This window comes from Phascolarctobacterium sp. (assembly GCF_045124115.1).
Classification (GTDB): Bacteria; Bacillota; Negativicutes; order Acidaminococcales; family Acidaminococcaceae; genus Phascolarctobacterium_A.
On sequence record NZ_JBGVLF010000065.1, the window covers coordinates 23,848 to 47,309 of the forward strand.

Annotated in this window: 8 protein-coding genes; all 8 read right to left on the bottom strand. The window is 45.8% G+C overall.

All coding sequences use genetic code 11. The annotated features are described in order from the left end of the window. Nucleotides 1-9: 9 nt before the first annotated feature. The 8 genes from ACJMM4_RS09425 to ACJMM4_RS09460 all read right to left on the bottom strand — a co-directional run bounded on the left by ACJMM4_RS09425 (nucleotide 10) and on the right by ACJMM4_RS09460 (nucleotide 23,453). On the bottom strand, nucleotides 10-453 hold the full coding sequence (locus ACJMM4_RS09425; protein ID WP_405378496.1) for an ACT domain-containing protein: 444 nt from the start codon (nucleotides 451-453) through the stop codon (nucleotides 10-12). A 146-nt stretch (nucleotides 454-599) separates the two neighbouring features. Next, nucleotides 600-1,232, bottom strand: a complete 633-nt coding sequence (gene plsY, locus ACJMM4_RS09430; RefSeq protein WP_405378494.1) for a glycerol-3-phosphate 1-O-acyltransferase PlsY — start codon at nucleotides 1,230-1,232, stop codon at nucleotides 600-602. A gap of 21 nt (nucleotides 1,233-1,253) precedes the next feature. Next, the gene (gene der, locus ACJMM4_RS09435; RefSeq protein ID WP_405384174.1) at nucleotides 1,254-2,582 is read right to left on the bottom strand and encodes a ribosome biogenesis GTPase Der; all 1,329 of its coding nucleotides are present in this window, start codon (nucleotides 2,580-2,582) and stop codon (nucleotides 1,254-1,256) included. Nucleotides 2,583-2,643: 61 nt separating this feature from the next. Continuing rightward, nucleotides 2,644-3,153, bottom strand: coding sequence for a cob(I)yrinic acid a,c-diamide adenosyltransferase (locus ACJMM4_RS09440; RefSeq protein WP_405378490.1), 510 nt, complete (start codon nucleotides 3,151-3,153; stop codon nucleotides 2,644-2,646). A 15-nt stretch (nucleotides 3,154-3,168) separates the two neighbouring features. Continuing rightward, nucleotides 3,169-4,452, bottom strand: a complete 1,284-nt coding sequence (locus ACJMM4_RS09445) for a DUF512 domain-containing protein (protein WP_405384176.1) — start codon at nucleotides 4,450-4,452, stop codon at nucleotides 3,169-3,171. A 215-nt stretch (nucleotides 4,453-4,667) separates the two neighbouring features. Continuing rightward, entirely contained in the window at nucleotides 4,668-10,664 is a 5,997-nt protein-coding gene (locus tag ACJMM4_RS09450) for an autotransporter outer membrane beta-barrel domain-containing protein (RefSeq protein ID WP_405384177.1), read from the bottom strand. A 124-nt stretch (nucleotides 10,665-10,788) separates the two neighbouring features. After that, complete coding sequence (locus ACJMM4_RS09455) at nucleotides 10,789-11,235, bottom strand: histidine kinase (RefSeq protein ID WP_405378484.1); 447 nt, start codon at nucleotides 11,233-11,235, stop codon at nucleotides 10,789-10,791. Between the two features lie 356 nt (nucleotides 11,236-11,591). Beyond that, nucleotides 11,592-23,453, bottom strand: coding sequence for a hypothetical protein (locus tag ACJMM4_RS09460; protein WP_405384179.1), 11,862 nt, complete (start codon nucleotides 23,451-23,453; stop codon nucleotides 11,592-11,594). Between the last annotated feature and the right edge of the window lie 9 nt (nucleotides 23,454-23,462).

Consider the following 23,462-nt stretch of genomic DNA (forward strand, 5'->3'; position numbering starts at 1 on the left):
CAGGATAGATTATACCTGTCCCAGAACCTCCAAGCGTTTTACGCCGTCAATCATACGCAGTTTATCCAGCAATGCTTCCAAATCCACGGTCAAATGCTTTGTTTCAATGGAGATGGTGGTGTTAGCCACGCCTTGCAGAGGAATGCCTTGATTGATGGTCATAATGCTGCCGGAATCGCCGGCAACTGTGTTCAGCACCTTGCTCAACACGCCTGATTTATGCTCCAACAATAAGGAAAGGGTGATAATTTTTTCTTTGCTTGCTTCGTAGAACGGAAAAACATAGTCTTTATATTTATAATAAGCGCTACGGCTCAAGCCCATTTTTTCAACAGCTTCGTTGATGGTTTTGATTTCGCCACGTTTTAAAATTTCTTTTACTTTAATAGTTTTTTTAATCGCTTCCGGAAGGATTTCTTCACGCACCAGATAGAATGTTGATTTTTCAGACATAACATTGTCCCCCTTCTTTATACAGAACTCTATACATATTATAGCACTGTTTCTCAGAAAAGTACAAAGGTTTTTCTTGTAATCTTTGTGAAATTAAAATACCCGTCAGGAGCTTTACATATTCCTGACGGGTTTAGTTATTTTCTTTATTTTTTATCAAGATTTTGAGCATTGCCCGGCTTGATCTTGCTTTCCGTACCGCTAAGCAGTCTGCCGATATTGTCCTTATGACGTATAACGATCGCCAAGCCTGCTACTGTGCCTAAAGCGACATAAGCGTAATGATAGCCCAAATACCAAGCCAAAACCGGCGTGCAAGCCGCTGCCACAATGGAGCCCAAGGAAACATAACGGGTGAGCAGCACCAGCACCAGCCAAATACCAAAGGCTATACCTGCTACCGTAGGCATCAAGTAAATGAGCACGCCCAAACCTGTAGCTACACCCTTGCCCCCCTTGAAGCCGAGGAACAAGGAATAGTTATGCCCCAGCATAGCTCCCAAGCCTGCAAGCACATTGACTACAGGATCTTGAAAGAAGTAATTGGCAATAGCAATAGGCACAATACCCTTCAAAGCGTCGCAAAGCAGTACCAACACCGCAGTTTTGGGACCTGCAGTACGGAAGACATTGGTCGCGCCAATATTCTTGCTACCGTAATCACGGATATCAATACCATGGAATGCCTGTACCAACCACAGACCGCTAGGGATAGAGCCGCACACAAAGCCTAAAACAAAGGCTATAAGATATTGCAGCACACCCACTTCATTTATCATCAGTATCACCTGTCTTTAAGCCTACTCGTCCTCGTTCTTGCCACGGATAATCATTTGGATAGGCGTACCCTCGAAACCGAAGGATTCACGCAGCTTGTTCTCCAAATAGCGTTGGTAGGAGAAATGCATGATTTCCGGTTCGTTGACGAAGATAACAAAGGTAGGCGGTTTGATTTTTACTTGGGTTACATAAAGGATCTTCAAGCGTTTGCCTTTTTCCGTCGGCGGCGGGTTGATTGCCACAGCATCCTCGATAACTTGGTTCAGGATGCTGGTAGAAATACGCATAGCATTTTGTTCCGCTACGTAGCTGATAACTTCGGGCAGGCGATGGATACGCTGCTTAGTAACTGCGGAAACGAATACGCAGGGAGCATATTGCAGGAACACCAGTTCCTTGCGCAGAGTTTCAGTGTAACGCAGGGTGGAAGAATTATCCTTTTCGTACAAATCCCATTTGTTCACAACAAGGATAATCGCCTTGCCTGCTTCATGAGCGTAGCCAACAATACGCTTATCCTGCTCAGTAACGCCTTCTACTGCATCAAATACCATGAGCACAACGTCACTGCGGTCAACAGCGCGCAAAGAACGCATAACGCTGTATTTTTCAATAGGCTCGTCCACTTTAGCTTTACGGCGCATACCTGCAGTATCGATGAACAGATATTTTTGACCATTGCGTACTACCGGAGTATCAATAGCATCACGAGTCGTGCCTGCTACATTACTAACAATAGAACGCTCTTCGCCAACTAAAGCGTTGAAGATAGAAGACTTGCCAACATTAGGGCGGCCAATCAACGCAACTTTGATTTCGTCTTCATCTTCTACCAGATTGCCTTTCTTATCATCGGGGAATTTGGCAACAACCGCATCCAGCAAATCACCCAAGCCTAAATGGTTGGCTGCAGAAACAGGAATAGGATCGCCAATACCCAGATTGTAGAATTCAAAGGTATTCATCTCCTGTTTAGGAGAATCCGCCTTATTAACTGCCAAAACAATGGGCTTTTTAGATTGGCGCAGCAAACGTGCTACGTCGGCATCTTCAGTAGTAATACCGCTACGGGCATCGCAAACGAAGAGGATTACGTCAGCCTCTTTAATAGCGATTTGCGCCTGTTGGCGGATGGATACAGCAATAGCATCCGCGTTCATAATTTCGATACCACCGGTATCAACCATCATAAACTCGTGGTCCAGCCATTCAGCTGTAGCATATAATCTGTCACGGGTAACGCCGGGAGTATCCTCCACGATGGAAATCCTGCTATTAGCAAAAATATTAAACAGAGTAGATTTGCCAACATTAGGACGTCCTACTATAGCAACAATAGGTTTTCCCATAAGTAACTTCCTCCATCATAATCTTCTTTAGTAAAAGAATCTATCATACTTGTGTAAAATTTTAGTGGTCAATGCCGTTGCGGCTGGTTACGCTCTTATAGAAGTAATGTTTTACTTCCTGCATATCCGTTACCAAATCGGCAATATTCATAATTTCTTTAGGTGCTCCTCTACCGGTCATAATAATTTCCAGTTCTTGGCTGTGTTTCTTCAGGAAGTCCGCCACTTCTTCCGTAGGCAGCATCTGGGTAGCTAAAACAATATTCAGCTCATCCAAGATGATGATATCGGCAGCCCTTTCAGAAATCGCTTTTTTCGCCAGCTCCCAACCATTGCGGCACATTTCCAAGTCAATGGGGTCAGGATCACGGAAATTGACGAAAGTATCGCGACCAACCTGTTTTAGCACAAAGCCCGGCAAATACTGTGCAGCTCTCGCCTCACCATACCCGGGATCGTCCTTCAAAAAGGATATCATCATAGTCTTCAAGCCGTATCCAGCGCCACGGAAAGCCACGCCTAAAGCGGCAGTTGTTTTGCCCTTCCCTGTACCTGTATAAACCTGTAGCATAGCACGCCTGCCTTTCTAACGCTCCAAAAGGTAATGCAACAGCTCCTTGGCACCTTTGGCTATTTCTACTTTGCCGGCGTAAGCTTTTTTGAAATCATCCAAGCTTTGGTCATCAAGGAACAAATCATCCTCATTCAAAACTACTGCAGGCAAAATAATCCGTTTGCCTTCTGCAGCAGTTAAAATATCGCTGGCAGTCAAAAGTCCGGTCACATTAACCTTGCCGCCAAAGAAAAGATTCTTGACGGAAATAAAACGATGGCTACTGCCATATTTTTTGTTCACCACGTCCAACATAGGCTGCAACACTTTGTAAGCACTTTCGCCTACAGGGATTACCGCAGGCTCTGCAGCACTGTAGTTCTTCATCTGCTTCAAAGTTGCGTCCCATTCGTCAAGGAAACTGCGGGTCAGACCAATGCCGTTTTCTAATTGGGGGAAACCGTCATACCAATCCGTATGCGGCAATTTCTTTTCTGCCAACAGATAGAACTCATCGCCCAAGTAGATGAAAGTTTTGCCTGTTTCCTTGCGACAGCGTTCCTGCCAAGGAGTAACCATTTCTACCACAGCCTGCGCTTCTTCTTTGGTAAAAGTACGCATGGGGAACAAACCCTCGCGCTGCTTGGTAAGCCCTACAGGAACCACCGCCATGGTCAGCACACCGGGATGCAGTGCGTACAAATCGCGGAAGCTTTTGGCTAGAACTTCGCCATCGTTGTAACCAGGGCAGCAAACGATTTGGCAATGCACCTGAATGCCTGCATCCAAAAGGCGTTGCAGCTTGGTCATCAGCTCGCCGGCAAAACGGTTGCGCATCATAGCGCAGCGCACCTCCGGATCCGTAGCATGGACAGAAACGTACAGTGGAGACATATGGGTGCGGATGATACGTTCAAAATCTTCGTCCTTCATATTGGTCAAAGTGATGAAGTTGCCATAAAGGAAAGATAGGCGGAAATCGTCATCACGGACATACAGACCGGGACGCATACCGGGAATCATTTGGTCCACAAAGCAGAAGGTGCAGTTGTTGTAGCAGGTGCGAACCTTGTCAAAAACCGCGCTTTCAAACTCCAAGCCCAAATCTTCGTCGGGATGCTTGTCAATATGTACCTGACGGCGTTGGCCGTCCTTATTCTCCAGCTCCAAATCTACCTCGTAATCAGAAGTGTAGAAGCTTAATTCGATAATGTCCTGTACTTGTACACCATCAACAGTAATTAACTTTTCGCCGGCAACAATGCCTGCTGCTTCAGCTAAACTGTTTTTGCGTACACCGCTAATAATACCTTCCATGATGTCTCCTTAAAAAATGGCATAATAACCCCTTGGGATAGAAATTCGCCATTAAATTATATCATAGTTTACGCTCGCTGACTAGTGCTGTAGGCAAATTGCACCTATAAAGAAAGCAGAAACAGCAAAAAGCCCCGGACATTGCAGTCCGAGGCCATTGCCGGTGGGTTGCTAGTCCACCTGAATTATGGGAAGTGTATAGGAGAAGAGCTAAATTAGAAGCTGAAGCGCATGCCTGCGTCTACACGCCATTTTTCAGTTACTTCGCCACCGAAGGTCTTGCCCAGGTTAGCATAGAAGTAGCTGCTGTCGTTCATTTGCTCGGTCATGCCTACACGCAGTTCGTACCAAGTATCGCTGAAGTCGATATTGGTCTTAGCTTCAGGTTCGCCTGCTGCTTTATAGGTAGTATCGAAGTCGCCTGCGAATTCGTGTGCTACCGCCAGTTTTGCGTAGTAGGAGCCTTTATCCAGCTTCTTGCCTACTGCCAGACCCAGTCTGCCGATTGCAGAAGTGAAGGCGTCTTGGTCGACGTTCATCAGTTTGTTTCTGCCGTAGCCGTCCAGATAATCGCTGCTTGCGTTGTAGTCTTGGCTTGCTACACGGCCTACAGTGAACTCGATGCTGGGGTCGAAGTAGAAACCGTTAGCGCTTTCGAAACGCTTGCCGTATTCTGCGCTGATGGATGCGCCCCAAGTATCGTAGTCGCCGTCCAAGGTCTTGCCGTAGTTGTTCTTAACGGTGTATTCGTTGTCCAGCTTACTGCCTTTCAGGATCAAATCCAGATATTGACCGTCTTCCTTAACCATGCTGCCATACAGTGCCAAGCTGGTTACCCGTTGGTCGCCGTCGCCGCGGAAGGAATAAGTGGAGCTACCTACGTTATGGCTCAGTGCAACGCCTACGGTCCAATCATCGCCAACCTTGTGGTCATAACCTACTTGGTAAGCGTTGTAGTTGGTGTTGAACTCTGCCTTTTGAGCATCCATGTTCATCTTGCCGCCGTAGTATTTAGCCCAGAGGCCTGCTTCGCCTTGGTCCAGACGCAGGTCGCCCATACGTTTCAAGATGTCGTTGTTTTCTGCACGCCAAATCATCGCAGTAGAGGACATTGCAGATTTAGCGCCGCGCATCATACCGGTTTCGCTGTCGCCGTAGATGTACTTGTTAGGTGCTTCATCACGACCGGGTTCTACTTGGTCTACAGTGGAGATAACCAAGTCGCCTTGACCACCTTTTTCGGTATCATAGGAAACATCGCCGATTACCTGCATAACACTAGCAGACAGCAAGCCTTCGCTAATGCCTACAGTGCCTTTCAGGTTAGCTGCGTTTTCTTCAGCATCTTTGTAGAACAGTTTATCGGCCGCGTTTTCCAGAACGGTAATTACAGTATCTTGGTCGGAGGTATCAATGCCGTTGTTGACAACGATAACGTTAACGGTAGAGCCTTCTGCTGCTTTTTCAACAGTGAAGTTGCCGCCCAATACATCAGTGGTAGCAGTAACTGCTTCACCTTCGTCAGCCAAATCGAAGGTCATTGCGTCACCACGCATGTTGTAGAATACGCTTACATTGCCATCGAAATTGCTTACAGTAATGTCGCCTGCATCAGCTGCAGTCATATCGATGTAGCCACCGTTACCTTTGAAGCTTTGTACATGGCTGGTTACGATGTCCTCGGTATTGTTGGAGGTGTGGTGCCAGATTGCACCGTTATTCATTTCCATTACCAAGTTCTTGCTGCCTTGATTGTAGCCAATCCATTCTGCGCCGCTATCCATCTTCAGGTTAGTGCCGTATTTAGTCCAACCTTGCCATTTAGCACCATTGCCCATGAACAGGTTCAAGCAGCCATAATCGCCGGGGGTTACGCCGAAGCCGCTGCCGAAAGCGTAGTTGCCGTACCAATAGGAGTCTTTAGTATTCAAACCTACGTTAATGGTACCTCTAGTACCCATGCCGCCTACAGTGCTGAAGTTACCAACGATTTGTACATCGTTGTTGCCTGCACCGATTGCTTTAGCATCTGCAGTATCTGCTTCCTTCTCTACGTTCACGTTAACGATACCGTAGTTGCTGGATACGAATTCGCCATAAGCACGGATTGCTACAGGAGTGTTACCGCCAAAGTTCAGGTTAGGATCGCTGCCGTCGGTGGTCATAATGATTTTGCCGCCGCCAACTTCAATGGTGGATGCTACTGCGGACAAGCCTTCGCCTGCACCCTTGCTGCTAGTTACGTCGCCGTGTACATCTACCAAGCCGTCAACTTTGATCCAGGAACGACCGTTGCCTACGCCGTTCATGGTCTTGATAACTGCACCGCTACCGGAAGTAGATGCGTTAGCAGTCAAAGTCAGTACCTTGTTTTCTTGGTCTTCACCGCCATTGTGGATAAAGATTTGACCGCCGCCGTTAGCGAACAAAGCTGCAGTTTGACCGGTGCTGGTTGCGTTGATTTCCATTGCACCGGGGTTATTGATTTCAACAGTAGTACCAATACCTACGGACATAATGCCGGTGCCGCTGCCAGAAGTATTGGTGGTGTTGATTTCCAGTTCGTTGCCGTTCATATCGATGGTCAGATGTTGCGGTTGACCATCAGCATAGCCTGCATATACGGAAGTACCGATGTTGCCGGTCCACGGACCACCTGCGAAGGTTTCGTTCTGAGTAGTAATGGTAGTCTTGTCTGCAGTGAAGTTCAAAGTATTGGTATCACCGTCATATACGCCTGCTACCAAGTATTCGGTTGCTTTTTCCGGATCAGAGCCGAAGGCTGTAGTGAATTCAGTAACAGTTTGGCTTTCAGGATATACGATTTCCGGACGCAGGCTGTCTGCTAACAAACCGCCTTGACCGTTTTCTGCGCTGTATTCGATGCTGCCGGTGTACTTGGTTGCAGATGCGCTGGTCAAGCCTTCTGCGATTTGTACGTAGCCGTCCAGATTGCGTTCGCCGTCTACATAACCGTTGTAGAACAGCTTGTTAGCCAAGGAATCCAGAACGCCATTTACTACATAAGCGTTCTGCATATCGATACCGCTGTTGTCGGTAATAAGATAGATGGAAGAACCTTCTGCTGCGTTATTAACAGTGAAGTTGCCACCGTTGATAGATGCAGGATTGCTTGCGTTATGGCTGTAGAATACACTGGCAGTACCTGCATATTCACTAACAGCTACATCGCCTGTACCCATAGCAAAAGCTGCTTCACCGTTATATTTATTGATAGTTACATTACCTGCGCCCAGCTTAAAGTCAGCATTGCCGGTAAAGCTTTCGATATTGATATCACCGGAATCCTTGAAGCTGTTGTCGATGATACCGCCATCAGCAGTCATGCTTTGTACATGGCTGGTTACGCTTTCTTCGGTTTCGTTGGAGGTATGCTTCCAAGTTGCGCCATTGTTGATATCCATTACCAAGTTCTTATCGCCTTGGTTGTAGCCAACCCATTCAGCGCCGCTATCCATCTTCAGGTTGGTGCCGTATTTAGTCCAGCCTTGCCATTTAGCGCCGTTGCCCATGAACAGGTTCAGGCAGCCATTATCGCCGGGGGTTACGCCGAAGCCACTGCCGAAAGCGTAGTTGCCATACCAATAGGAATCTTTAGTGTTCAAACCAACGTTGATGGTACCTTTGGTGCCCATGCCGCCTACGGTGCTGAAGTTACCAACGATTTGTACATCGTTATCGCCTGCACCGATTGCTTTAGCAGTTTCAGTATCTGCTTCCTTCTCTACGTTTACGTTAACGATACCGTAGTTGTTGGATACGAATTCACCATAAGCACGGATTGCTACAGGAGTATCACCGCCAAAGTTCAGGTTAGGATCACTGCCATCGGAAGTCATGATAATCTTGCCGCCGCCAACTTCGATGGTGGATGCTACTGCGGACAAGCCTTCGCCTGCACCATGACCTTCGGTTACGTCCAGTTGAATGTCAACCAAGCCATCAACCTTAATCCAAGAGCAAGCATTTGGCAAACCATTCATAGATTTAATACCAACACCGCTACCTGCGGATTGAGCCCAAGTGCGGATGGATAAAACCTTATCTTCTTGATCTTCGCCGCCATTGTGGACGAAGATTTTGCCACCGCCGTTTACCCACATACCTGCGGTCATACCACTACCTTTAGTTTCCAAGGTAATAGGACCTGCGTTGTTGATTTCTACAAGAGACAGAATGTTCTTGCCATTGTTGTCGTTGCTACCAACTGCAGAAATACAGGTATTGTTGCCTACAGGAGTATTTTTAGAAGTATTGTCGCTATACAAATTCAGTGCATTACCATTCATATCAATGGTAATAATCTCTTCACCGTTTGCAGGAGTGGAATTGCTGTAGATTGCTGCGCCTACGCCGGCACCTACCCACGGACCACCATTATGTCTGGTGTCTGCTACAGAAATGCTGGTGTCTTGGGTGAAATTATGTACATCATTATAAGTATCATATACGCCGGTACCGATATAGTGAGCCAAAGAGCTGTTCTCTTTAGTCAATACGGTAGCAAATTCACCAGTAGTTTGTGTCTCAGGATTACTCAATGTGCCTGCAACTACATTACCGTTACCGGTTTCAGCATTATATTTAATATCTGCAGTATAAGCAGCAATAGATGCGCTGGTCAAGCCTTCAGCAATTTGTACATAGCCGTTCAAATTACGTTCACCATCTACATAACCGGTGTAGAACAGTTTGCTAGCCAAGGAATCCAATACATTGTAAATTTCAACCTTATCTGCCAAATCAATACCGGTAGTGTCAGTGATCAGATAGATGGAAGAACCTTCAGTAGCACTTTCAACAGTAAAGTTGCCACCGTTGATGATAGTAGGATCGCTTGCATTATGGCTGTAGAGAACATTGGTGCTGCCAGCGAAGGTGCTTACAGTAATATCGCCTGCATCTGCTGCAGTCATGTCGATGTAACCGCCATTACCTTTCAAACTTTGTACATGGCTAGTTACGATGTCTTCAGTTTCGTTGGAAGTGTGGTGCCAAATTGCATCATTGTTCAGCTCCATTACCAAGTTCTTGCTACCTTGGTTGTAGCCAGTCCATTCTGCGCCGCTGTCCATCTTCAGGTTAGTGCCGTATTTAGTCCAGCCTTGCCATTTAGCGCCGTTGCCCATAAACAGGTTCAAGCAACCATAATCGCCGGGGGTTACGCCGAAGCCACTGCCAAAAGCGTAGTTGCCGTACCAATAGGAGTCTTTAGTGTTCAAACCAACGTTAATGGTGCCTTGGGTGCCCATGCCGCCTACAGTGCTGAAGTTACCAACGATTTGTACATCGTTATCGCCTGCACCGATTGCTTTAGCATCTGCAGTTTCTGCTTCCTTAACTACGTTTACGTTAACAATGCCGTAGTTGCTGGATACGAATTCGCCATAAGCACGGATTGCTACAGGAGTACTGCCACCGAAGTTCAGGTTAGGATCGCTGCCGTCAGTGGTCATGATAATCTTGCCACCACCAATTTCGATGGTGGATGCTACTGCGGACAAGCCTTCGCCTGCACCCTTGCTAGCAGTGACATCGCCATGGATATCTACCAAGCCATCAACCTTAATCCAAGAACGACCGTTGCCAATACCATTCATAGTCTTAACAACTGCACCGCTACCGGAGTTAGATGCGTTAGCAGTCAAAGTCAATACTTTGTTTTCTTGGTCTTCGCCACCATTGTGGATGAAGAGTTGACCGCCGCCGTTAGCGAACAGAGCTGCAGTTTGACCGGTGCTGGTTGCGTTGATACTCATTGCGCCAGGATTGTTGATTTCAACAGTAGTGCCAATGCCTACGGACATAATACCGGTACCGCTACCAGAAGTATTGGTAGTGTTGATTTCCAGAGCATTACCATTCATATCGATGGTAACTGTTTGCGGTTTGCCGTCAGCATTGCCTGCATATACGGAAGTACCAATGCTGCCGGTCCACGGACCACCAGCGAAAGTTTGGTTTTGGGTAGTAATAGTGGTTTTGTCTTGAGTAAAAGCAAACACATCAGTATCTTCATTGTATACGCCTGCGCCAACATAATCGGCAAAACCGCCTTGGTTAATAGCAAGTGCATTGGTAAAATCAGGTGCAGGTTCTTCTGCACTTACGCCCCCGGCAAAACTCAGGCAAGTAGCCATAACGGTTGACATAACTACCCTGTTCAACCATTTGCGTTTTAAGCTTTTCATAGCACGCCTCCTTGATATTGTTATCAGGATATATTGCAATCCCAACGTTAAAAATTGTGAGAGTGTTGTATACAAAGCGAAATAGTGGCTCCGATAACTCGAAACCACTATCGTACTTCCTAAATTATTTTTTCCACAGCAGTTCCATAATGTTGCTGTATTGTGCTTCCATAAAACGCAGGGTTTCGGTCATCAGAGCGCTAAGCAGGGCAGGATTAAAGCTGCCGTTTTCCGCAGTAATGCAAGCGTTCAACATGAAATCTCCACGTTCGGAAACAGTAAATTTGAACAGACGCACATTGTTGTTCATATTGTTGATAGCAGAAGCTAAAGCCTTCAGCTTTTCTTCATCCACAACTTGCGGAGCGATTTGCACTTGCAGCAAAACATAAATGCTATCGTCCATCAATACAGCCATGGGCAGGATTTGACCTTTTACTTCCATGCTGCTACGGAAAATTGTGGTATGCTTTTCATCTTCCAGCTTTTCAACATTAAAACACTTAATGTTGTTAGCATCCAAGAACTCCTGCATTTTTTCAATTTTGGTAACGATTTTTTCTTCTTCCATTTTATACACCTCTACATTTTATTTTCATATCGGATAGGAATATGTTTAGCAAGCATCTCCCACCCAATACAACGCACAAGCAAATTAGTTTCAAAAGCATTTTATATAATTGCTAATTTATTTTAGTATGCTCACTTTATATTTTGCTTATATATTCTTATTAGTAACCTCTATCGATAATTATACTACTCAAAAAGCTTGTATGTCAAGGCTCTTATGCTTTTTATCTCACAAAAAATTGTATTATTTTTCACAACTTTGCAAAGCAAAAACCCCGAACATTTCTGCTCGGGGTTTTGCCGATGGGTTGCTAAGCCATCAAAAATTATAGGAAGTTGATAGAAGAGGAAACTAGATTAGAATGTGAAACGCAAGCCTGCGTCAACGCGCCAGTTTTCAGTTACGTCACCGCCAAAGGTTCTGCCATAGCTTGCATACAACAGGCTGTTGTCGCTCAATTGAGTAGTACCGCCCATACGCAGCTCGTACCAGGTATCACCAAAGTCCATGCTGGTGGAACCTTCAGGCTCACCTTTTGCTCTAAAGGTAGTATCGTAATCGCCGGCAAATTCATGTGCCAAGCTCAACTTAGCATAGTAGGAAGCTTTATCCAGTTTTTGACCAATGGTGAAGCCCAAACGACCAATAACAGTAGTAAATGCGTCTTGTTCTACATCCAAGTATTTATACTTGCCTTTTTCATCCAGGAAGTCGCTGGCTGCACTGTAATCCTTGCCTGCTACGCGACCAATGGTCAGTTCAGCACTAGGATCGAAGAAGAAGCCTTTATCCATGGTGAAGTACTTGCCGTATTCCGCACTAATGGAAGCAGCCCAAGTATCGTAGTCGCCTTCCAGTTTGTGGTTCATATCATTGTAAACTGTATACTCATTGCTCAGCTTGCCAACTTTAGCAATCAAGTCCAAATGACGTCCGTCTTCCTTGAGCATGGTGCCATAAACAGCCATGTTGATGGATTCTTGTTCGCCATCGCCGCCTCTGCTATAGGTGCTGTCGCCTTTGTTGTAGCTCAACGCACCACCAACAATCCAGTCATCGCTAACTTTCTTGTCGTAGCCAACTTGATATGCGTTGTACTGATTAGAGAAGTATGCCTTTTGAGCATCCATTTCTTCTTTACCGCCGTAGTACTTAGCCCAAATGCCAACTTCGCCTTCGGACATACGCAGGTCGCCCATACGTTTCAGCATATCGTTAGCTTCAGCACGCCAAATCATAGCAGTGGAAGCCATTGCAGATTTAGCACCGCGCATCATCGCAGTTTCGCTGTCACCGTAGATAACCATCGGATCTCCGGCTTTAATGCTGTCTACAATTACATTGCCTTGACCATTAGCATCAGGATCAAAGGAGATATCACCATATCTCCAAGTATTAGAACTTGCAGTCAAACCTTCAGCAATAGTTACTTGACCGCTGAGTTTGGAGCCATCGGCTTCAGTATAGAACAATTTACGAGCCAATGCGCCTAACTTAGCTTCTATAGCCTCATCAGTTTCTGCCATACCATTGCGGTCGGTAATCAAATTAATGGAAGAACCTTCTTCAGCTTTTTCAATAGTCAGATCACCGCCAACGACCTTGCTAGGATCAGTTGTATCGCTTGCGAACAGTACGTTAGTATTACCACTATATTCGTTGATAGTTACGTTACCATCGCCCATCATAATGGAGCCGGCATTATCTTTGTTATTAGCACCAGTGAAGCTGCCAATTACACTATCGCCGTTAACATTCCAATTTGCACCATTATTGATGGTCAATTCAGTATCAGCGCTAGCGGAAGCACCTATCCAAGTAGTATTGGCACCACTCATGGTCAAGTTCATTCCAGCTTCCGCGTTGCCGTTCCATTGAGCGCCATCGCCCAAAATCAGGTAGAAGCCATCTTCAGCGTAATCGTCAAGCAAGCTGAAGCTATCCAAACGTTGGAAATTACCGTTCCATTTAGCATCCTTACCGGTCATAGCCATGACAATCTTGCCACTGTTAACAATAGCAACATCGCCTTCAACAGTCTTGCCATCACTAATAGCAATATTAGAACCATTAGCTGCTACAATATTGCCCTTAATGGAAGTTGTGTCATTCAATTCAATGGTAGATGCATCATTAGCAGTTACATCGCCAGTGATATTTGCTGCACCGTTCATGGTAATGGCAGCTTTATCAGCGTTTACACTGCCTGTTACGGTAATGTTGGCAGCATCGTTGATATCCAGTTTGCCGTTAGTAACTGCAATTGCTTCGCCGTCATTGCCGGTCAAGCTGATGCTGTTGTTGTGCATATTCAGAACCACATCACGACCATCAACGTCCACTGCCGCAGTTTCTACCACAACATTGGTTGCATCCATACCGAAGTTGTAGATGCCGTTATCAGCAGTCAGTACGCCTGCTTTCTTGTATTCTTTATCGGTCCAGTAGTCACCGGTAATTGCGGTGGTGAAGGATTCCTTCACTTGCTCGGTGGGATATGCAGGGCCAGGGGTTACAGTAGTAATATCCAGGCTGCCTTGACCGGTAGTTTTGTCGTAAACGATGTCGCCTGCTTGCTTGGTTACGCTTGCTGCAGTCAAGCCTTCAGCAATTTGTACATAGCCGGACAGGTTTTCTTCGCCGGTGGTGTAGCCAATGTAGAACAGCTTGTTAGCCAGTGCGTTAAGAGCTACGTTGATGCTGTCTTCATCGCCATTGTCTACGCCTACGTTGTCAGTACGCAGGGTAATGGTAGAGCCTGCTGCCGCACTGTTGATGGTAAAGTTGCCACCGTATACGTTAGTTACGTCGTCAGCATCATGTTCGTAGATTACGATAGTGTTGCCGCTGTAGTTGCCTACGGTAATATTGCGGTCGCTAGCTTGGACGATAATGCCTTCGCTACCTTTGCTACCGCCGGTCAGACTTGCTGCGTAGCTGGCATCCTTCTTGCTGGTAGTATCAATGTAGCCATGAGCTTCGTGGTTCCATGTTGCACCGTTTTGCAGCCATACATTAACCTTGCTGCCGTTGGTTTCTTTATCCTTAGCAATCTTGCTGTCGATAACGCCGTTAAATTCGGAGTCTGCAGTAGTCAGAGCCACGTTAACGATACCGTTAGTCTTCTTGGTACCGCTCCAATCGGAAGTAGAGCCTTCTTCTGCTGCGAAGACATCACCATTCAGAACAACTTTATCATCACCAACAACGCCATCTTTCACGTTCACGTTGATTGCACCGCCGAAGGCTGCCAAAGCATACGCTTCGTTGTTAGCGCCTTGAGCTTTTACGGTAATATCTGCACCGTTCAGGTTAATAGTTGCTGCTTTGGTAGCATCACTGCCAACTGCAGTATCGTTTACTACCACACCATAAGCGTCGGTTTTAGTACCGCTGGTAACATCAACCTCAGTATCGCCTTTAACAGTGATTACGCTGCCTGCGCCTGCATAGATACCGCTGATTTCGTAATCAACAGAGCCGCTGGATTCGTAGTCAGAACCGTTCAGACCTACAGTTACGCTCAGGTCGTCTTCGAAGGTCATTTCGGACTTAGATGCAGGTACATCCATCCAACCATCTTTAACAGTGCTAGGAGCAATTACGCCCACTGCCAAAGAGTCGCCCTTAACATCAACTACCATATCGCCTTTGAAGGTTGCAGTAGTGCCACTTGCCAAGATGCCTGCAGCAGTGCTGCCGCTGCCAGCGTTTGCAGCGATATTTTCGCTAATGCTCAAGGTTTCACCGCTAGCATCGATAACTACTTTCTTATTGTTGAGATCGACTGCGTTTACATCGCTAGCAGACCAAGTAGAAGGATCATACTTGCTCTCTACTTCAATGCTGGTGTTCTTACTGAAGGTGTAGGTAGTTACGCCATCTTTTTCAGTAATAACGCCTTCATACTCTACAGCGTCCTTAGCTGCATCACCGGTAATAGGAGCATAGAACTCTTTGCTTACTTCCGGAGTGTATTCGTATTGACCTTGGCCATCTGCTTTGTAAGTAATGTCGCCAACCTTCATGGTTGCGGAGCTTGCAGTCAAGCCTTCGCCAATCATTACCTGGCCTTTCAGGTTGCCTGCAGTACCGGTGTAGTACAGCTTGTTAGCCAACGCATTCATAGTTGCGCTAACTTTGTTCATTTCCTTAGCAACCTCGGAGTCAAGTTTCAAACCGTCGCGGTCGGTGAACAAAGTAATGCTGGAGCCGTTAGCAGCTTCCTTAATGGTAATGTTGCCACCAATGATATTAGTGGTGTTGCTAGCATCATGGTCGTAAACTACGATGGTGCTGCCGCTGTAGCTGCCTACAGTGATATCGCTAGCGCTGTTCTGGTAGATAATGCCTTCTTTATCTTTGCTACCTCCGGTCAAGCTTGTTACATTACTGGTAGCGCCAGCTTCATGGTTCCAAGTTGCGCCGTTCTGCAGCCATACATTAACTTTGCCAGCTGCTGCGTTCACTGCACCGGTAAAGGTTGCCTTGTCAGCAGTCAGTTTAACATTGATTTCGCCATTGCCATCGATAATTAAATCACCATCAAGTTTTTGAGCATTGTTAATGCTGATGGTTGCATTACTAGCTGCAGTTACGTCACCAGCAACAGTTGCTGCACCGTCTACAGTAATAGTCGCAGAATCTTCTGCAGTTACTGCACCGTCAATATCGGTTGCACCTTTGAAGCTAATGGTTGCCTTATCAGCATTTACGTCACCGGCAACAGTTGCTGCGCCATTCAAGGTAACAGTTGCATTATTAGCATTAACATCACCGTTTACAGTAACAGCCTTCGCATCGTTAATGTCCAGTTTGCCGTTAGCAACAGAAATCGCTTCGCCGTCATTACCTTTCAAGGTAATGCTGTTATCATTCAAGTTCAGAACTACGTCCTTGCCGTCAACGTCCACTGCTGCAGTTTCTACGGTAATATTGGTTGCTTCCTTGCTGAAGTTATAAATACCGTTGTTAGCAGTCAGTACGCCTGCTTTCTTGTATTCTTTATCGGTCCAGTAGTCACCGGTAATTGCGGTAGTGAAGGATTCTTTCACTTGTTCGGTAGGATAGGTAGGACCGGGGGTTACGGTAGTAGTATCCAGGCTGCCTTGACCGGTAGTCTTATCGTAAACGATGTCGCCTACCTGTTTGGTTGCACTTGCTGCGGTCAAGCCTTCAGCGATCTGTACGTAGCCGGACAGGTTTTCTTCGCCGGTAGTGTAGCCAATGTAGTACAGCTTGTTAGCCAATGCGTTCAAAGCTGCGTTAATGCTGTCTTCTTCCGTGTTGTCCACACCTGCATTGTCGGTACGCAGAGTAATGGAAGAGCCTGCTGCCGCACTGTTGATGGTGAAGTTACCGCCGTATACGTTGGTTACATCGTTAGCATCATGTTTGTAGATGACAACAGTGTTGCCGCTGTAGTTGTTAATTGTTACGTCACCATCGCTCATCATAATGGAGCCTTCTTTTTCGTTGCTTTGAGAACCAGTTAACTTACCAACTACACTGTCATCGGTAACATTCCAAGCTGCTCCATTTTTGATTGTCAACACTCTATCTCCAGCATAAGAAGCACCTGTCCAAGAAGTACCTTCTCCTGTCATGGTCATATTCATCGCAGTTGCTGTTCCCGCATTACCAATCCACTTAGCACCATCTTCCATGGTCAATGTCAAACCATCTCCAGCATATATGGATTCATTTACCAAACGCTGTAAATCGCCAATCCATTCAGATGTCTCACCAGACATTGTCACGTTAACATAACCAGTATGGATAAGATTAATGTCACCGTAAATTTTTTGTGCCTTTGAAATGGTAATATCAGAACCACTAGATGCCACAATGTCACCTTTAATATCGGTTTCACCATTCAGAACAATGGTTGCACCAACTGCAGTTACGTCGCCTGTAATATTTGCTGCATCCTTAGCAGTAATGGTTGCGCCATTTTCTGCAACCAAGTTGCCGTCGATGTTTGCTGCACCGCCCAAGGTAACAGTACTGTTATCAGCAACTATTTGACCTTCGGTATTAACTTTACCGTTGAAGTTGATGGTTGCATCCGTTGCATTTACAGAGCTGTTAACAGTGCTAAAGTCACCGTTTACATTCATAGTTGCTTTATCTACAACTACATTGCCTGCTGCTGTTACCGCCTTCGCATCGTTGATGTCCAGCTTGCCGTTAGCAACCTCAATAGCAACTCTGTTATTGCCCTTCAGGGTAATGCTGTTGTCGTTCAAGTTCAGGACTGCATCCTTGCCATCCAGAGCGATTGCAGCATTGGTTGCAGTAATGGTAGTAGCTTCTTTGGTGAAGTTGTAGGTATTATTATCTGCAGTCAGTACGCCTGCTTTTCTATATTCCTTATCGGTCAGGTAATCACCGGTAATAGCGGTGGTGAAGGATACTTTGTCTTGTTCCGTAGGATAGGAAGGACCGGGGGTTACGGTAGTAGCATCCAAGCTGCCTTGACCTGTGGTCTTGTCGTAAACGATGTCGCCTACTTGTTTGGTTGCGCTTGTTGCAGTCAAGCCTTCGGCGATTTGTACATAACCGGACAGGTTTTCTTCGCCTGTGGTGTAGCCAATGTAGAACAGCTTGTTAGCCAATGCGTTCAAAGCTGCGTTAATGCTGTCTTCATCGCCATTGTCTACGCCTACATTGTCGGTACGCAGAGTGATAGAAGAGTCTTCCGCCGCACTGTTGATAGTAAAGTTGCCGCCATAGACATTAGTTACATCGTTAGCATCGTGTTTGTAAATTACAATAGTGTTGCCGCTGTATTTATCAATTTCAATAGCACGATTGCCGCTTTGGTTAATGAAGCCTGCACTTGCGGAAGCAGCGCCACCGGCAAGAGTTGCCAACTTAGATACACCGCTTGCACCGTCATGCTCCCAAGTTGCGCCATTGCCCAACCAAACGTTAGCACTGCCTGTACTGTCGACCACGCCGGTAAACTTGGAGTCCGCAGTGTTCAGAGCCATGTTTACAACGCCGTCTGCACCAACAACAACGTCACCATCGACTACAACTTTATTGCTATCTGCATTTTTGTCAGCAGTCATATTTACATTAACAGTACCGTTAGCTGCGTTAATAGCTGCTGCGCTACCTTGCAGTTCTGCTTCGGCCAAAGTAATTTCTGCATTAGCACCATTTGCTTTAACTGCAGTAGCAGCATCGGCAATCTTAGTTGCACCGGAAATGCTTACTACGCCGTTTGCACCTGCTACTATACCTTCTGCTGCATCAACAGTTGCATTACCTGTCACAGTCAAAGCTGCATCAGTTACAGCAACGCCACCGTTCAGAGTCAGCTTGTTATCAGCGATAGAAATGTTAGCATCATTGCCATTCAAATCAATAGCATTACCATCTTCTACAGTAATGGTGATGTTATTATCAAAGGTATAATTTGCGCCATCCTTATAGCCTGCAGCTGCATATTCCGCATCTTCGCCACCGGTAATAGCAGTGGTGAATTGGCTTACTTTAGGAGGAACATATTCATATTGACCTTGACCATCTGCTTTATAGGTAATGTCGCCCACTTTGAGGCTAGCGGAGGTACTGGTCAAACCTTCGGCAATCACTACTTGACCGCTCAGGTTGTTTTGACCGTTGGCATAAGCAGTGTAGAACAGCTTGTTAGCCAAAGCATTCAAGGTTTGGTTAACTTGCTCCACATCATCAATATCTTCGGAGCTTACCTTCAAACCGCTGTTGTCGGTCAACAGAGTAATAGCAGATCCTTCTGCTGCATCCTTAATAGTGATGTTGCCACCAATGATGTTGGTAGTTTCACTAGCATCATGTTTATAGATTACAGTGCTGTTGCCGCTGTAGCTGTTGATGGTCAGGTCGCCTGCGCCTTGGACAATGCTGCCCACAGCTACGCCGCTGCCTGCACCCTTGAAGTTGCCAATGGTAGAAGCGCCGCCAACGTTCCAAACGCTGCCCTTGGTCAATTCCAATGCAACTTTGTCAGACAAGCTTGCGCCGTTCCAAGTGCTACCGCCATCCATAGTAATATTTACATTGCCGTCAGCATTGCCGTTCCAAGTAGTGGACTTGCCGCCAGGCAGTTTGCCGTTAGGATATGCACCTACATGGAGAGTATAGTTAATGGTACCGGTTTCGTCGGTAACCAAATCGCCATCCAAATTCAAATAGTTAACGCCGCCTGCGTTGTTATTGTTAACACCTTGAGTCCAGTTTCTGATATTAACTACGCCGCCGTTTTCAGCCAAAGCTGCAGTGCCATTGCCTTCGCCATTATTAGTGAAGGAGTAAGTATTAACGGTAATTTCACCGCCGTCTGCATGCAAGCCTGCTTTATCGCTATCTGCAGAGATATAGACTTTACCAAAGTTTACATTAACTTTGCCGCCTTCGCCTGCATAGATGCCGTCGATGTTTTCGCCGCTAATGTGCAGTTTGCTTTCAAAGCGAGTTTCGGAACTACCGTTGCCGATGGTAACAGTACCGCCATCTGCACTGTAGATGCCTGCACCGTCTGCTGCACCGGTTACGTTAATAGCAATGTCATGGGTGCCTGCAGCTGTGGAGGACGGAGTCTTGGTATCATAATAGAAGCTATGCTCACCGGAGTTGTAAATACCGTAAGCGTTAGCACCAGTCAGCTTGCTAACATCCACATTCACATCTAAATCCTTACCGTAGTATGCGTTAACAGTGATGCCATTTTGCGGTTTGATTGCCGCATGGATATTGTCCGCATTCTTATCCGTATAGTTTTGGCGGATTTCGGTTTCCTTGGCTAACTCCCATTCAGAAACTTTATTGTATTTGTATTCTTTATCAGCAGTAATATCACCGGTTACAGTGGACTTGTAAACTGCCTTATTGATGTTATAAGCGTTAAAGCTACCATTTTCCACAGCAGAAATATCCGCATTATATTCACGCAGGATTTCTGCATCAGGATTCAATCCGTCTACAATGCGTAAACGCATGGAGATATTGTTTTTACCGGTGTTGGTAATTTGTGCCAAAGCAGAATTCAAAGCAGCTTCTACTTTAGTAGTATCGGTCATATCCACAACGCTAGCGTCAATGATTACATCAACTTGGCTTGTACCTTCGCTATCCAGTTTGTTGATGGTAATCTTGCCGCCTTGGACTGCGTTATTGTCCTTGTCGTAGCCGTAGATAATGGTGGGAGGCAGTGCGCCTTCAATGCCATTGTCGCCTGCGTAAACAATGTCTGCTTTATCACGCATATCCAGACGACCGTGTTCGTCCAAATCTACAGTAGGCTTGGGATCGGGAGTAGGCTCCGGTTCCGGATCAGGTTCTTCACCGCCACCGGGGGTGTTGCCCGGGTCAGGAGTTGCTTGGCCGTTCAAATAGCCTTGACCTGTAGAATCAGAGAAGCTCATATCGCCATAAACCTTGGTTGCAGAGCTTGCAGTCAAGCCTTCGGCAATTTCCACTCTACCGGTCAAATTCTTTTGACCATTAGCATAAGCGGTGTAGAACAGCTTGTTAGCCAAATTGTCCAGTACATCGTTGGTCAAGGTTTGGTTGGTAGTGTCAATGCCGTTGTTATCAGTTCTAAGAGTGATACCGCTGTCTGCTGCAGCACTCTTGATTTGGATGTCGCCACCCAAAATGGTTGCAGGAGTGCTTGCATCGTGGTTATAAATAACAGTTGCGTTGCCGCTGAAGTTATCAATGGTCAGCAGTTTGCTGTCCGCGCCTTGGATAATCACGCCTGCTTTATCCTTGCTACTGCCACCCACGAAGCTGGTAACATGGCTCTTTTCTCCGGAGCCCACGTCTTCGTTATCTTCTTTGTAGCGGTTGTTGGCAGCGGTGTTATCCCAGGTTGCGCCGTTTTGCAGCCACAGGTTGACGGTGCCGCCGTTGTCGATGATGCCGTTGAGTTCGGAATCAGCGGTGGTCAGCGCTACGTTGATGTTACCGGTGTTCAAAGCGAAGATGTCGCCGTTGAGGACTACTTTGTCGCTACCCGGAGTTTTGCCGTTAGCACCGGTGTTCATATTGATGGTGCCGATGTAGGAAGCGAGGGTGTAGTAACCGTAGTTCATGCCTTTGGGCACAGTGATTTGACCGCCGCCGTTGATGGTTACGGTGCTGTCTGCGGCATTAGTGGTTACGCCGTTGCCGTATACGTCGAAGTCCACATCACCGTTGATGGTTACCTTGCTCTTTTCTACAGAGGTCAGCACGCCTGCGTTGTTAAAGCGGGAGTATACGTTTTCGCTGTTAATGGGGATACCCCAAGTTGTGTTATCTTCACCTTTAATGCTTACGTCGCCGTTGATGGTGATTTGTGCGGAACTATCTGCAGTGTAGCTTGCTTCGCCCCAGCGGTTGGTTTTTTGGATAGCGATACCATTACCGCCGTAACCGCCACGAATGGAGATATTCACAGGAGCGTTAATTTCAATCTTGCTTGCGGAAGAATTCTTTGCATCAGGATCCAGCCAAATAGCGTTGGTCAGGGAGTTACCTCCTTCGTAGCCAACGGTAATGATGTTCAGCTTGCCTGCGTCGATGGTTGCAGTCTTGCCGTTGCCTGCATATACGCCTACAGGAGTAAAAATGTAGTTTCTGGATTGCAGCTGCAGGGTGTTATCACCGGCATCAATGCTGATGTTGTTGCCATCTTTAGCGTAAACAATAGCGTTGATATTATTGGTTAAATCACCAGTTGTAGTTGTGCTTAAATTGATAACCTTATTAGCATCAAAAACGTATTTAGAGTAATCAGAGGTAACATCTGCGTATGCAGTATCTGCAGAACTACCTGTAATTTGTGATCTATAATCATACTTTGTAATCAAATTATGATCGGGGTTAACAACCTTGACTGTAGTTACGGAAGGAGAAGTCAAACCTTCTTCCTGATATTGTGTCAAAATGGCAGTGTCGCCAAAAACAGTATCATTTTTGATGAGATTCAAAGAATTCCACATATACAATTGCGAGTTAGTTGAAAATTCTTTTGTCTGCCATGTATATAGTGGCTTTTTATCACCATCAGTGTATACTACCAAAGAATCGCCTTGCTCAACCCACAGACGATGAGTATAATATTCCGCTTCAAGTTTGTTAAACCAACCAGAAGCATTCCCCTCTTCGCCACCTTCAACATCAGTACTAATGATTTCCTGCCAATCATTAGGTTCCTTTGCCATTAGATTGCCGATGGTAGTTTTATAGACAGTCATAACAGAACCGCCACCAGAGCCATCCAAATTATATGTCATGACGTAAGCAGTACCATCAGGAAGCACACGTAAATCTCTAAAATCTTGTGCCTTATCCTTTACATGTTGCGGAACAATAATCTGGTTATGATCACCTTTTAACGTACCATTATTTGTATATGTATAATTTATCTGCGTTTCTTCATTACCATGACCATAGTTTTGCATACCGCCATAAGCGATATTAAAAAGCATATTATTATGCTTATTGATGACTGCACAGTCGACATTCTTACCTATGCGGTTATATCCGGCATAAGACAAAGAGCCATCAAAATTAATTTTATATTGCATCAAATATCCATCGTCATAAGTATTATAACCGCCATCAGGATTAACATTAACCGCAATATACAAATACCCATTATCTACTAGGGCACCTTCTACATGTACACCAGCAAGTTCATTTGCAGCCTTATAATCTACTCCACAATGAGTAGCTATTTCATCCATTATTGACAAAGACTTTCCTTTATCATTAAGTAATCCCGTTTTTGTTATTTCAACAACACCCAAAGAACCAGTATCATAATCCGCAATGTACAAATATCCTCCAGCAGAAGCTATACCATGAGGATTAGGTGCACTATTTAGCACACCACTTAAAGAATTATCTAAACTAACTTTTCCTTGAGAGTCAAATAGGTAACTCGGAATAAGTTCAGTTGTACTATAGTTGTATTGGCGCATAAAAATCTTGCTTTCACCATCAACCACTACACTGAAAGTTGCAGGATCACGATTCAAGCCAGTAATCACGCCAGCACTTACATTTGCGTCAACATGAGTTGTTACACGAGAACCTGTAGCCATACCCATTTGACTATTGGTATAGTCAGAAGCTATACCAACCACCAAATTGGCAGCGGATGCAGTATTCGCCAGCATCCAACCGCCTAAGACGGTTGCCAAAATAGCTGATTTTTTACATGCACTAATTTTTTTCATATATGCCTC